Raw genomic sequence first — 13,081 nt, 5'->3', positions numbered from 1 at the left:
ACCGGCCACCGCCCGGTGCGCCCACAGCGACGCGGCTCAGCCCTGAGCCTGCTCCTCGCCGGCCCGCGGCTGCTCGTCGGCGCCCTCGGCCGCCGCGTCGGCGGCAGCCTGCGCGTCGTCGCCCAGCGGGTCGACGGTCTCACCGGTCTCGTCGGCCGGGGCGCCCGGCGCGTCGGCGGCGGCCTCGGGGGCCACCTCCTCGTCCTCGGGGCCGCCCACGAGCTCCTCCAGGTCGACGACGGCGCCCGAGGCGTCCTTCACCGTGGCCTTCTCCATCGCCACCGCCAGCGCCTTGCGGCGGCGCACCTCGGAGACCATGGCGGGCACCTGTCCGGCCTGGTCGACCATCTGCACGAACTGGTTGGGCTCCATGCCGTACTGCTGGGCCTGACCGACGAGGTACTCCAGCAGCTCCTGCTGCTCCACGCCGATCTCCTCGCGCTCGGCGAGGGCGTCCAGCAGCAGCTGGCTGCGCAGCGCGGCGCGCGTGCTCTCGTCGATCTCCGCGCGGTGCTCGGCGTCCTCCAACCGCCCCTCGCGCTCGAGGTGGGTGTGGATCTCCGCCTCCACCAGGGACTCCGGCACGGGGACCTCGACCAGCTCGAGCAGCTTCTCCAGGACGCGGTCGCGCGCCTGCAGGCCCTGCTCGAACTTCTTGCTCTGCTCCACCTGGCCGCGCAGGTCCGCGCGCAGCTCCTCCAGCGTGTCGAACTCGCTGGCGAGCTGGGCGAAGTCGTCGTCGGCCTCGGGCAGGACCCGCTCCTTGACGGACTGCACCGTCACGGTGATCTCGGCGTCCTGGCCCTTGCGGTCGCCGCCGGCCAGCGGCGCGGTGAAGGTCGTGGTGCCCTCGGCGGACAGGCCGGTCACGGCGTCGTCCAGACCGATGATCATGTTGCCCTGGCCGACCTGGTAGGAGATGCCCTTGGCGGTCTCGATCTCCTCGCCGTCGATCTCGGCGCGCAGGTCCAGGGAGACGAAGTCGCCCTCCGCGGCCGGGCGGTCGACGCCGGTGAGGGTGCCGAAGCGCTCGCGCAGCGAGGTCAGCCGGGTCTCGACGTCCTCGTCGGAGACCTGCAGGTCGTCGACGGACACCTCGACGTCCTCCAGGACCGGCAGCTCCAGGGTGGGACGCACGTCCACCTCGACGGAGAAGCGCAGGTCGCCGCCCGTCCTGGGGTCCGGCGCCTGGGAGACGTCGACGGTCGGCTGGCCCAGCGGGCGCAGCTCCTTCTCCTCCACGGCGCGCTGGTAGAACTTCGGCAGGGCGTCGTTGACGGCCTCCTCCAGCACCGCGGCGCGGCCGAAGCGCTGGTCGATGACGCGGGCGGGGACCTTGCCCCGGCGGAAGCCCGGCACCTGGACCTGGCCCGCGATCGACTTGTAGGCGGCGTCGAGGCTCGGCTTCAGCTCGTCGTAGCCGACCTCGACGGTCAGCTTCACCCGGGTCGGGTTGAGGGTCTCGACGTCGCTCTTCACAGCGGGGTTCTCCTGGGGTCTCTCCGCGCCGGGGCGGAGGTCGTGGTCAGGCGTGCGGTGTGCCGGGTGCCCCGGCGCACCGCGAAAGCCTAGCCTTCCGCGCCGGGACGTCTCCCCGACCGCCGGTGGCGCCGGAGCACCACCGGGCGGTGGTCGTCGGGGTACCCGGATTCGAACCGGGGGCCTTCCGCTCCCAAAGCGGACGCGCTACCAAGCTGCGCCACACCCCGCGACCCGCCGCGCGCTGCGGCGGGTACTGCGACAGGCTACCGCCGCGGACGCGTTAGGCTGTGTCTCGGCCGCTGCGCACGCCCCTCAGGGCGCCGCGCACGACCACGCGGGCGTAGCTCAATGGTAGAGCCCTAGTCTTCCAAACTAGCTACGCGGGTTCGATTCCCGTCGCCCGCTCCACCTGCGCGGCCGCCCCTCGGGGCGGCCGCGGGCCGGGTCGCCGGAGCCCGACCGCCTGCGGGGACCTCAGAAGCGGTTGACGTCGGTGACCTCGCAGGTCACCTCCGCAGGCGCGTCGGCGACCTCGGCGACGGCCTCCACCTCCAGCGACTGCCCGGAACGGACGTCGTCCGCCGTGGCCTGCGCCTCCGCCACCTCGACGCCGTCGGCGCCCGAGAACGTGACGGTGATGACGTAACTGCGCGGGTCCACCTCGCCGTTCGACACCGTCAGGCCCGCGACGACGCCGGGGTCGACGGCCTCGCAGGTGTCGACGACGACCTCCGGCTCGACGGCGGAGCCACCCGCGGGCGGCTCCTCGTCGGTCACCTCGGTCGGCACCTGCTCCGAGGGGCCGCGGTCCTCGGGGCTGACCGCCTCGGTGCCCTCGGTGGTGCTCTCGGTGGTCTGCGTGCTGCACGCGGTCAGCGCGAGCAGGCCTGCAGCGGACAGGGACATCAGCGCGTGGCGCACAGCACTCTCCTCACTCGGGACGCCTCCAACCTGGCACACCCGCGCACACCGGGCCCGTCGAGCGCGGCTCACCGCACCGCCACCCCCCGGACCGGCGCCGCAGCCGGCAGCAGCGCCGCCTCGGCCGGGGCGAGCCGCTCGGCCACCGCCGCCAGCTGCGCCGCCGTCAGGTACGACGGGTTCGAGCCCACCGGCACCCGAACCACCTCCGCCGCGCGGAAGCGGGCGTCGCCCAGCAGCTGCACGCGCGGAACCGGGTGGGCGAGCGGGCGCAGCCGGACGGTCACCACCCCGTCCGCCGGCGCCGAGACGACCTCCCCCGCCGCCCGCACCCCCGCCGAGGGCCCGCTGCGCCACAGCAGCACCGGCTGCCGGGGCACGACCAGCCCCAGCCGGTAGGTCGGGTGCACGCAACGGCGCAGGGTCACCGGCTCGCCGGGCTGCGCCCCCACCAGCTCCGGCACGTCGGCGGCCGCCTTCAGCACCCAGCACGCCACCTCGTCCGCCGTCAGCCTCGCCCTCGCCACCCGCCCATCGTGCGCACCCGGCGGCCGCGCCGCGCGCCCGGCGGTCCACCCGCCCGGCGCCCCCACCTGGCAGGCTGGTCCCGTGATCGCACGGTCGCCGGTGTCGCTGCCCGTCCACGTCGTCGTGGCCCCGGACAAGTTCAAGGGGTCGCTGACGGCCGTCCAGGTCGCCGAGCGCGTCGCCGCGGGCCTGCGCGCGGGCTTCGCCGCCGCGCTGCCCGGGGTCGGCGCCCACGCCCTGCGGGTGACGACCGTCCCCGTGGCCGACGGCGGTGAGGGCACCGTGGACGCAGCGGTCGCCGCCGGCTGGCGAGCCGTGACCACGACCGCGGCCGGCCCCACCGGGGCGCCCGTGGCCGCCACGTGGGCGCGCGAGCCCGGCGGGGAGGCCGCCCTCGTGGAACTGGCGCAGGCCTCCGGGCTGGACCGGCTCCCCGGCGGTGCGCGCGAGCCGATGGCCGCCACCTCCCGCGGCACCGGGGAACTGGTGCGCGCCGCGCTGGACGACGGCGCGCGCGAGGTCGTGCTGGCCGTCGGCGGCAGCGCCTGCACCGACGGCGGCGCCGGCCTGCTGACCGCCCTGGGCGCCCGCCTGCTGGACGCCGACGGGCACGACCTGCCGGACGGCGGTGGTGCGCTCGCCCGCCTGCACCGGGTGGACCTGGCCGGGCTGGACCCCCGGGTGCGCGAGGTGCGCTGGACGCTGGCCGCCGACGTGGACAACCCCCTGCTCGGCGACCGGGGCGCGGCGGCGGTCTTCGGCCCCCAGAAGGGCGCCGACCCCGATCAGGTGGCCGCGCTGGACGCAGCGCTGGCCCGCTTCGCCGACGCGCTGGCCGCCGCGGGCGCGCCCGACGCGCGCGAGGAGCCCGGAGCGGGGGCCGCCGGCGGCACGGGCCTGGTGGCCCTGGGCCTGCTGGGCGCCCGCCGGCGCCCCGGCGTGGAGGTCGTGCTGGACCTGGTGCGCTGGCCCGAGCGCGCGGCGGGCGCGGACCTCGTGGTCACCGGCGAGGGCAGCTTCGACGAGCAGTCCCTGGGCGGCAAGACGCCCGTGGGCGTCGCCCGCGCGGCCGCAGCCCTCGGCGCCCCCGTCATCGTGCTCAGCGGCAGGCGGACCCTGCCGGAGGAGCGCTGGCGGGCCGCGGGCTTCGCCGACGCCCGCGCGCTCACCGACGTCGAGGCCGACGCGGCGCGCTGCATCGCCGGGGCGGGCCCGCTGCTGGAAGGGCTGGCCCGCGTCCTGGGCACCGAACTGGCGGCTGCCGTCGCCTGAGCGCCCGCCGGCCGCTCAGGCCGGCTGGCAGGTGGGGCACCAGAACAGGTGCCGGGCCACCACCTGCGCGTGCAGCACCGGGGTGCCGCACACCCGGCACGGCTGCCCGCCGCGCCGGTAGACGTAGAAACGGTCCTCCTCCGACGGTGCGCCGCGCGGGTTCGAGCGGTGCACCGGACGGGTGGTGACGATGCGTCCCGTGCGCACGTCCGCGCGCAGGAGGCGCACGGCGTCGGTCCACACCGCGTCCCACTCCTCGCGGCTCACCCCCCGGCCGGGCCGGTACGGGTCGATGCCCGCGCGGAACAGCAGTTCGGCGCGGTAGATGGTGCCCAGTCCCGCCACGACCTCCTGCTGCATGAGCAACGCACCCACCGCGACCCGCGAGCGGTGCACGGCCGCGAAGGCGCGCTCGGGGTCTGCGTCCGCGCGCAGGGGGTCCGCGCCCAGCCGGGCGTGCAGCTCCCCCGCGTCCGCCGCGGTCAGCACCTCGCAGGCGTTGGGCCCGCGCAGGTCCGCCCAGCCGGTGCCGGCCACCAGGCGCGCGCGCACCGCGCCCCGCGGTTCCGGCGGCTCGCCGTCGCCGAGCGTCCACGTGCCGTACAGCCCCAGGTGCACGTGCAGCACCCGGTCCTCGCCGAGGTCGGCGAGCAGGTGCTTGCCGTGCGCCTCCGCACCGCGCAGCACCCGCCCGTCCAGCAGGGCCGCCCCGTCGGCGAAGCGGCCCTGCGGGCTGGTGACGGTCAGGCGCTGCCCGCCGAAGCGCTCGCGCAGGACGCGGGCGTAGCGGTGGACGACGTTGCCCTCGGGCACCCCGTCGCCCGGATCAGCGCTGCGGCGCCACCGGCAGCTCGCCAGTGCGCGCGTACTCGGTGAGCATGTCGATGCGGCGCTGGTGGCGGGGGTCGCCGGAGAACGGCGTGGCGAGGAAGGCGTCGACGATCGCGGTGGCCTCCTCGAGGGTGTGCATGCGAGCGCCCACGCCCACGCACCGGGCGTCGTTGTGCTCGCGGGCCAGCTGCGCCGTCTGCACGGACCACGCCAGGGCGCAGCGGATGCCGGGCACGGCGTTGGCGGCGATCTGCTCGCCGTTGCCGGAGCCGCCGAGGACGACGCCCAGGCTGCCCGGCTCGGCGGCCACGGCGGCCGCGGCGGCCAGCACGAAGGGCGGGTAGTCGTCGACGGCGTCGTACTCGGCCGCGCCGTGGTCGACGACGTCGTGGCCCTGCTCGCGCAGGTGCGCCACGAGGTGCTGCTTGAGCTCGAAGCCGGCGTGGTCGGTGCCGATGTGGACGCGCATGGCGACAGCTTGGCAGGCCCGTCCGGCACGGGCTCGCCGGGTCCCGGAGCGGGACCGGGCCCGGCGGGCGCGGCGGCTCAGTCGAAGACGGGGCCCTGCGTGCGGGTGCGCTTGAGCTCGAAGAAGCCCGGCGTGCCGGCCACCAGCAGGCACCCGTCCCACAACTTCCCGGCGTCCTCGCCCTTGGGGGCGGGGGTGACGACCGGGCCGAAGAAGGCGACGTCGCCGAAGGCCACGACGGGGGTGCCGACGTCCTCGCCGACCCGGCTGATGCCCTCGGTGTGCGAGGCGCGCAGCTCGGCGTCGTACGTGTCGGTGCCCGCCGCGGCGGCCAGGTCCGCCGGGAGGCCGACCTCCTGCAGCGCCTGCGCGATCACCTCGTCGAAGTCCTTGTTGCCGCCGGGGTGGATGCGGGTGCCCATCGCCGTGTACAGCGGCAGCACCACCTCCTCGCCGTGCAGCCGGTGCGCGGCGGTCACCACGCGCACCGGCCCCCAGCCGCGGTCCATCAGGTCGCGGTACTCCTGAGGCAGGTCCCGGCCCTCGTTGAGCACCGACAGGCTCATCACGTGCCAGCGGACGGAGACGTCGCGCACCTGCTGGACCTCGAGCATCCAGCGCGAGGTCATCCAGGCCCACGGGCACAGGGGGTCGAACCAGAAGTCGGCGCTGGCGGGGGTGGTCGTCGTCATGGCGCCATCCTGCCCCGCGGGCGCCGGGCTCGCCGCTGCGGCGTCGGTGGTCCGTGGCAGAGTGACCGGTTGCTGGACGAGGACCCCTCCCAGCGCACCCGGTGGACCGGAAGGACGTGGACGTGCCCGGCGAGAACCTGACGCGCGAGGAGGCCCGCGTCCGCGCGGAGCTCGTGCAGGTCGACACCTACGACGTGCAGCTGGACCTGACGACCGGGCCGGAGCTGTTCCGCTCGGTGACCACCGTGCGCTTCGGCGCGCGCGAGGGCGCCTCCACGTTCATCGACCTGCTCAGCGCCGCCGTGCACGAGGTGACCCTCAACGGCCGCGCGCTGGACCCGGCCGTGGTCAGCGACGGCGTGCGCGTGCAGCTGGACGGCCTGGCCGGGAGCAACGAGCTGCGCGTGGTGGCCGACTGCCGCTACATGAACACCGGCGAGGGCCTGCACCGGTTCGTCGACCCCGTCGACGACGAGGTCTACCTGTACACCCAGTTCGAGGTGGCCGACGCCCGCCGCGTGTTCGCCGTCTTCGAGCAGCCCGACCTGAAGGCCGCGTTCACCTTCACCGTCACCGCCCCGGCGCACTGGCGCGTGATCTCCGGCGCTCCGGTCGCCTCCACCGAGGACGTGGACGCCGGCCGCCGCTGGCGCTTCGAGCCGACCCCGCGGCTGTCCAGCTACGTCACCGCGATCATCGCCGGGCCGTACGAGGGGTCGGAGGACTCCCTGGTCTCCTCCGACGGGCGCACGATCCCGCTCGGCGTGTACTGCCGCCGCTCCCTCGTCGAGCACCTGGACGCGCACAACGTCGTGGCCGCCACCAAGGCAGGCTTCGAGTTCTACGAGCGCGAGTTCGAGGCGCCCTACCCGTTCGCCAAGTACGACCAGGTGTTCGTGCCGGAGTTCAACGCCGGCGCCATGGAGAACGCCGGGGCGGTGACGTTCGTGGAGAGCTACGTCTTCCGCTCCAAGGTGCCGCGGGCCACCGTCGAGCGCCGCGTCGTGACGGTGCTGCACGAGCTGGCGCACATGTGGTTCGGCGACCTGGTGACCATGCGCTGGTGGAACGACCTGTGGCTCAACGAGTCGTTCGCGGAGTTCGCCAGCACCCTGGCCGCCGCCGAGGCCACCGAGTGGACGGGTGCCTGGACGACCTTCAACTCCCTGGAGAAGTCCTGGGCCTACCGCCAGGACCAGCTGCCCACGACCCACCCGATCGTCGCGGAGATCAACGACCTGGAGGACGTCGAGGTCAACTTCGACGGCATCACCTACGCCAAGGGCGCCAGCGTGCTCAAGCAGCTCGTCGCCTACGTGGGTCGCGAGGAGTTCCTCGCCGGTGTGCGCGCGTACTTCCGCCGCCACGCCTGGGGGAACACCGAGCTGGTGGACCTGCTGCGCGAGCTGGAGGCCACCTCCGGTCGCGACCTGAGCGCCTGGTCGCGCGAGTGGCTGGAGACCGCGGGGGTCGCGACGCTGCGCCCGGTGCTGGAGACCGACGCCGACGGCACGATCACCTCCGCCGCGCTGCACCAGGAGGCACCGGCGGAGCACCCGCACCTGCGCGCGCACCGACTGGCGATCGGCTGCTACGACCTGGTGGACGGCAAGCTGACCCGCACGCACCGCGTGGAGGTCGACGCCGCCGGGGCGAGCACCGACCTGCCCGCCCTGGTGGGCCGCAAGCGCCCCGACCTGCTCCTGGTCAACGACGACGACCTCGCCTACGCCAAGATCCGCCTGGACGAGGCCTCCCTGGCCACGGCCCTGGAGCACCTGGACGCGTTCACCGAGTCCCTGCCCCGCTCGCTGGTCGCAGCAGCCCTGTGGGACATGACCCGCGACGGCGAGCTCGCCGCCCGCGACTACGCCGACCTCCTGCTGGGCACCCTGCTGCCCGGTGACGCGGCACGCGCCGACTCGACCGTGGCGCTGGTGCTGCTGCGCCAGCTGTCCACGACCGTCGAGCTGTACACCGCTCCCGGGCACCGCGGGGAGGCCGAGGCCCGCACGGCCGAGGCGCTGCTGGGGATGCTGCGGGCAGCGGCCCCGGGCAGCGACACCCAGCTGCAGTTCGCGCGGGCGTTCGCCTCGTTCGCGCGCAGCGAGGAGCACCTGGCGGTCGTGCGGGGCCTGTACGAGGGCACCAGCACCGTCGAGGGCCTGGAGGTGGACGCGGACATGCGCTGGGCGCTGCTGACATCCCTGGCCGCGGGCGGCGCGGTGGACGGCTCCGCCGTGGACGCCGAGCTGCAGCGGGACGCCACGGCGACCGGTCAGCGCTCGGCGGCCGCCGCCCGGGCGGCGCTGCCCACGGCCGAGGCGAAGCGGTCGGCCTGGGCGGAGGTGGTGGAGCGCGGGACGCTGCCCAACGCCGTGCAGGCCTCGGTCATCGCCGGTTTCGGCCGGGTGCACGACCCCGAGCTGCTGCGGCCCTTCGTCGAGCCGTACTTCGACGCGCTGCGCACCGTGTGGGCCGAGCGCACCAACGAGATGGCCCAGCAGGTCGTCACCGGGCTGTACCCGCTGCTGCTGGCCGACGCCGAGCTGCTGGAGCGCACCGACGCCTGGCTGGCCGGGGCGACCGACGCCCCGCCGGCCCTGAGGCGCCTGGTGCTGGAGAACCGCGACGGGGTGGCGCGCGCCCTGCGCGCCCAGGAGCGCGACGCGCGCTGACCCCCGCGGCGCCCGGCCTCCCCGGCCGGGCGCCGGACGCCGCTCACAGGACCGGCGTGAGTGCCGGGGCGTCCTTGCGGGGACGGCCCCGGCCGCGCTTGTAGGCGACGGCGACCCCCCCGACGAAGAGCTGCCCGCCCCACACCCCGGCGGGTTCCCGGCGCGCCAGCGCACCGGCCAGGCACGGCGCGCGCAGCGGGCACCGGGCGCACAGGGCCTTGGCCGCCAGGACGAGTTCGGTGTCCTCGGCGAAGAACAGGTCCGCGGGCGCGGTGCGGCAGGGCAGCGGGGCGGAACCCGCGCGCTCCGGCCCGCCGGGTCGGGGCGGGCTCGCGGTCTCGAGCGGGGCTGTGGTCGTGGGCGGGGCTGCTACCGGCACGGCGACGAGCCTGCCGGGAGCGCCTTGCAACCGTCCTGCACCGCGAGCCGCGTCCGCCCGGGCGACCGGCAAGCCGGTCGCAAGGACGCTGCAGCACGCTGACGGCGTTCCCGCCGCCCGGCGGGACCGGAGCGAGAGGAGCCCCCGTGCCCGAGCAGGCACCGTCCCCGGAGCCGTGGCTGCCGCCGTGGTTCCGGCACCCCACCCGCCTGGACCTGCCCACCGGCCACCACCTGCGTCCGATCCGCGAGCTCGACGTGGACCTCGACCTGCCCGCCGTCCTGGGCTCGCGGGAGCGGCTGTGGTCGATCTACGGCCGCGCGTGGGGCTGGCCGCCGGAAGGCATGACCCGCGAGCAGGACAGGGCCGACCTGGCACGCCACGAGGCCGAGATCGCCCGCCACGAGTCGTTCAACTACGCCCTGTTCGACGACGAGGAGGCCGAACTGCTGGGGTGCGTGTACCTGGACCCGCCGGGCCGGGCGGGCGCCGACGCCGACGTGTCGTGGTGGGTGGTGGACCGCCTGGTCGGCTCCGGCCTGGAGTCCGCGCTGGACGCGGAGGTGCCGCGCTGGGTCGACCGCGACTGGCCGTTCACCCGGCCGCGCTTCGTGGGGCGCGACCTCAGCTGGGAGGAGTGGCTGGCGCTGCCGGTGCGGTGAGGGTCCCGGGCCCGTGCACGGCCAGCCGCACGACGGCCTCCACCGGCAGCGCGTGACCGGCGGCCAGGGCCTCGGCGAAGCGCTGCCCGCCCAGCCGGTGGCGCAGCCGGGACCGGGCGGCCTCCAGCTGGGCGTCGTCGCGCAGGTAGAACCCGTACACGTCGGCGCCCACGGTGTCCCGTGCGGCGCGCGCGGCGCCCAGCAGGACCGCCAGCCGCTCGGGGTCGCGGTCCACGCCAGCGGCACCCAGGACGACCAGCGCGTCGAGGAAGTGCGACAGGTTGGCCAGGTCACCGATCTGCGCGGACAGCTCGATCCCCTCGTGCAGGCGCCGCTCGGCGGCGGGCGCGTCGTGCGGCGCCTCGGCCTGCGCGAGGTTGTAGAGGGCCACGAACGTGGTGAGCCGGTCGCCGCGGCGGCGGGCCAGGGCCAGACCCGTCTCGAAGTGCTCCCGCGCCCGTCCGCCGGCACCGGCGGCCCCCTCACCGCCGTCCCGCCCCAGGGCGGTCAGCGCCGTTCCGGTCCACACGTGCCCCAGCGCCTCCAGCCACGGGCCGTCGGAACCGGCCGGCAGCGCGGCCGCCAGCCCCAGCGCAGCGCGCAGCCGCTCGACGGCGGTGGCGGCGTCGCCTCGGGCCAGCGCGGTGATGCCGGTGCCGGCGGCGGTGTGCGCCAGCGCCTCGTCGTCACCGGTCGCGACGGCCAGCCGGCGCGCGCGGTCCCACACCTCCTCGGCGTGCTCGTGCTCGCCCTGCGCGAAGAGCATCGCGCCCAGAGCCAGGTCCACGCGGACCCGCACCCGGTCGGGCAGCCCGGGCAACCGCTGCACGGCGGCGCAGGCGCGGCGGCCCACCGCCAGGTGCCCGTGCATCCACCAGAACAGCCACATCGCCCACACCAGCCGCCCGGCGGTCTCGCCGTCCCCGGCGGCGCAGGCGGCGTCCACCGCCGCCAGCAGGTCGGCGTGCGCGCGCTCGATGCGCCGCAGCCAGCCCACCTGCGCGTCGCGCTGGTAGCCGCCGTAGGCCTCCTCGGCCAGGGCCAGGTGGGCGGCGGCGTGGGCGGCCTGGGCCTGCGCGCGCTCGGTGTCACCCAGCAGCCGCTGCGCGTGCTGCCGGGTGGGTTCCAGCATCGAGAAGCGGGCGCCGTCCTCGCCGTGCTCGACCCGCACGAGGGACTGCTCCACGAGCGCCTCCAGCAGCGGCAGCACCGCCGGCCCTTCCACTGCTTCCAGCACCGGCAGGGTCCAGCTGCCGCTGAAGACCCCCAGGCGGCGGAAGAGGCCCCGGGCCGGCGCGTCCAGCAGGCCGTAGCTCCAGTCGAGGGTGGCCTGCATGGTGCGCTGGCGTTCCGGCAGGTCCCGGCGCCCGCCGGAGAGGGCCTCGTCCAGGCGGGCCAGCAGGTCGCGCGGTCCGAGGACCCGGACCCGCGCGGCGGCCAGCTCCAGCGCCAGCGGGATGCCGGCCAGGGCGGTGCACACGTCGGCGACGACGCGCACCTCGTCCTCGCCCAGCCGGAAGCCCGGCACGACGTCGCGCGCCCGGTCGCAGAACAGCGTGACGGCGGCCGAGGACAGCACCTCGTCCGCTCCGGCGCCGGCCGGCGGGAGGGCAAGCGGCTCCACGCGGTGCTCCACCTCCCCGGCCACCCGCAGCGGCGCGCGGCTCGTCACGACGACGACCAGGTGCGGGCAGGTGCGCACCAGCTCGGCCACGTCGACCGCGGCGTCCAGCAGGTGCTCGAAGTTGTCCAGCACCAGCAGCAGGTGCAGGGGGTGCAGGTGGGCGGCGACGGCGTCGCGCGCACCGGGCCCCTCGACGGCGCCCACGCCCAGGGCGCGGGCGACGGCGGGCACGACGTCGGCGGCGTCGTCGAGGGTCGCCAGCGGCACCAGGACGGCGCCGTCGGCGAACCGGGCGGCTGCCCGGTCGCCGGCCTCGCGCGCAGCGGCCAGGGCCAGGGCCAGACGGGTCTTGCCCACCCCGCCCGTGCCGGTCAGCGTCACCAGGCGGGCACCGTCGTCGAGGAGCCGGTGCAGCCGGGCCAGGTCGTCGGTGCGCCCGAGCAGCGCGGTGGGCGGGGTGGGCAGCGCCGGGCGGCGGCTCGCCGGCGCGGTGGACCGTCCGGTGGGCGACCCGGTGGGCGACCCGGTGGACGGCTCGGTGGACGGTGGAGCGGCGGCCGCGCCCGCGACCGCCGTCGCCGGGGCCGGCGCGTCCAGCTCGGGGTCCTGCCGCAGGAGCAGCTCGTGCAGCCGCCGCAGCTGCGGGCCGGGGTCCACGCCGAGCGCGTCGGCGAGCAGGCGGCGCCCCTCCTCGTAGCAGCGCAGCGCGTCGGCCTGCCGGTCGGCGCGGTACAGGGCCAGCACGAGCGCGGCGCGCAGCCCCTCGCGGAACGGCTCGGCCGCCACGAGCGCGGGCAGCCGCCCGGCGACCTGCCGGTGCCTGCCGAGCGCCAGGTCGAGCTCGGCGGCCAGCTCCTCGGCCTCCAGCCGCTGCTCGTGCAGCCGAGCGGCCTCGGCGCGGGCGAAGTCGCCGGGCACGTCCGCGTACGCGGGGCCGCGCCACAGCGACAGGGCGCGGGCCACGTCGTCGCGGGCCGCCGCCGGGTCGGTGCGGCCGCGGGCGAGCGTGAGCAGGCGGCGGAACTCCTCGGCGTCCAGCGCCCCCTCCTCCAGCACCAGCCGGTACCCGGGCGCGCGGGTCTGCAGGACCTGCCAGCCGGAGGGCGGCCGCTGCGGCTCCAGCCGGCGGCGCAGGCGGGAGACGTAGCTGTGCACGGTGGAGGCGCCCGCGTCCAGGCCCCCGTCCTCCCACAGCCGCTCGGCGAGGGTGTCGGCCGCCACGACACGACCGGCGTCGACGGCGAGGGCGGCCAGCAGGGTGCGCAGGGAACCGCCCAGCGGTGCGGGTCCCGCGGTGGTGACCACCTCGAGGGGGCCGAGCACGCGCACCCCGACCGCCGACGTCACGCGCTCAGGGTAGGTCGCCCGCGGGCAGGAGGGGGCTAGACCGTTGCAAGGGGCTTGCAAGGCCCCCGGTGCAGGCTGGCGCAGCCGGCACCGGGGGGAGCCGTGGGGGGGGGGGGGGGGGGGGGGGGGGGGGGGGGGGGGGGGGGGGGGGGGGGGGGGGGGGGGGGGGGGGGGGGGGGGGGGGGGGGGGGGGGGG

11 protein-coding genes and 2 tRNA genes are annotated in these 13,081 nt (G+C 76.6%); 4 read left to right on the top strand and 9 right to left on the bottom strand.

All coding sequences use genetic code 11. The features are described 5' to 3' along the window. Positions 1-36: 36 nt before the first annotated feature. Both tig and ACRYR8_RS19460 read right to left on the bottom strand, forming a co-directional pair. Complete coding sequence (gene tig, locus ACRYR8_RS19465) at positions 37-1,479, bottom strand: trigger factor (protein WP_432486145.1); 1,443 nt, start codon at positions 1,477-1,479, stop codon at positions 37-39. A 156-nt stretch (positions 1,480-1,635) separates the two neighbouring features. Further along, positions 1,636-1,709: transfer RNA gene (locus ACRYR8_RS19460), tRNA-Pro, on the bottom strand. A 107-nt stretch (positions 1,710-1,816) separates the two neighbouring features. On the opposite strand from ACRYR8_RS19460, the gene ACRYR8_RS19455 reads away from it, so the two are divergent. Beyond that, positions 1,817-1,890, top strand: a tRNA-Gly gene (locus ACRYR8_RS19455). Between the two features lie 66 nt (positions 1,891-1,956). On the opposite strand, the gene ACRYR8_RS19450 is transcribed toward ACRYR8_RS19455, so the two are convergent. Both ACRYR8_RS19450 and ACRYR8_RS19445 read right to left on the bottom strand, forming a co-directional pair. Next, positions 1,957-2,403 carry a hypothetical protein gene (locus tag ACRYR8_RS19450; protein ID WP_432485984.1) on the bottom strand — a complete coding sequence of 149 codons (447 nt, stop codon included), beginning with the start codon at positions 2,401-2,403 and terminating at the stop codon, positions 1,957-1,959. A 68-nt stretch (positions 2,404-2,471) separates the two neighbouring features. Beyond that, on the bottom strand, positions 2,472-2,930 hold the full coding sequence (locus ACRYR8_RS19445) for a hypothetical protein (protein ID WP_432485985.1): 459 nt from the start codon (positions 2,928-2,930) through the stop codon (positions 2,472-2,474). 82 nt (positions 2,931-3,012) lie between these two features. On the opposite strand from ACRYR8_RS19445, the gene ACRYR8_RS19440 reads away from it, so the two are divergent. Next, positions 3,013-4,203: a glycerate kinase gene (locus ACRYR8_RS19440; protein ID WP_432485986.1), complete on the top strand. Its 1,191-nt coding sequence runs from the start codon at positions 3,013-3,015 to the stop codon at positions 4,201-4,203. Positions 4,204-4,218: 15 nt separating this feature from the next. On the opposite strand, the gene ACRYR8_RS19435 is transcribed toward ACRYR8_RS19440, so the two are convergent. The 3 genes from ACRYR8_RS19435 to ACRYR8_RS19425 form a co-directional block, all read right to left on the bottom strand. Next, on the bottom strand, positions 4,219-5,016 hold the full coding sequence (locus tag ACRYR8_RS19435; RefSeq protein ID WP_432485987.1) for an Fpg/Nei family DNA glycosylase: 798 nt from the start codon (positions 5,014-5,016) through the stop codon (positions 4,219-4,221). Between the two features lie 13 nt (positions 5,017-5,029). Next, positions 5,030-5,503, bottom strand: a complete 474-nt coding sequence (locus tag ACRYR8_RS19430; protein WP_432485988.1) for a ribose-5-phosphate isomerase — start codon at positions 5,501-5,503, stop codon at positions 5,030-5,032. Positions 5,504-5,580: 77 nt separating this feature from the next. Beyond that, positions 5,581-6,195, bottom strand: a complete 615-nt coding sequence (locus ACRYR8_RS19425) for a mycothiol-dependent nitroreductase Rv2466c family protein (protein WP_432485989.1) — start codon at positions 6,193-6,195, stop codon at positions 5,581-5,583. A gap of 122 nt (positions 6,196-6,317) precedes the next feature. Between ACRYR8_RS19425 and pepN the strand changes: the two genes are divergently transcribed. Then, positions 6,318-8,873: an aminopeptidase N gene (gene pepN, locus ACRYR8_RS19420; RefSeq protein WP_432485994.1), complete on the top strand. Its 2,556-nt coding sequence runs from the start codon at positions 6,318-6,320 to the stop codon at positions 8,871-8,873. A gap of 43 nt (positions 8,874-8,916) precedes the next feature. Here the strand turns inward: pepN and ACRYR8_RS19415 are convergent, their stop codons facing one another. Next, the gene (locus ACRYR8_RS19415; protein ID WP_432485990.1) at positions 8,917-9,252 is read right to left on the bottom strand and encodes a WhiB family transcriptional regulator; all 336 of its coding nucleotides are present in this window, start codon (positions 9,250-9,252) and stop codon (positions 8,917-8,919) included. Between the two features lie 146 nt (positions 9,253-9,398). Here ACRYR8_RS19415 and ACRYR8_RS19410 point away from each other — a divergent pair, with 146 nt between their 5' ends. Next, on the top strand, positions 9,399-9,914 hold the full coding sequence (locus tag ACRYR8_RS19410; RefSeq protein ID WP_432485991.1) for a GNAT family N-acetyltransferase: 516 nt from the start codon (positions 9,399-9,401) through the stop codon (positions 9,912-9,914). On the opposite strand, the gene ACRYR8_RS19405 is transcribed toward ACRYR8_RS19410, so the two are convergent. Beyond that, positions 9,877-12,885, bottom strand: coding sequence for an AfsR/SARP family transcriptional regulator (locus ACRYR8_RS19405; RefSeq protein ID WP_432485992.1), 3,009 nt, complete (start codon positions 12,883-12,885; stop codon positions 9,877-9,879). The genes ACRYR8_RS19410 and ACRYR8_RS19405 overlap by 38 nt on opposite strands. Positions 12,886-13,081: the final 196 nt, after the last annotated feature.

This window comes from Kineococcus esterisolvens (assembly GCF_050871405.1).
GTDB lineage: Bacteria > Actinomycetota > Actinomycetes > Actinomycetales > Kineococcaceae > Kineococcus.
This window is presented reverse-complemented; position numbering and strand designations above follow the sequence as displayed.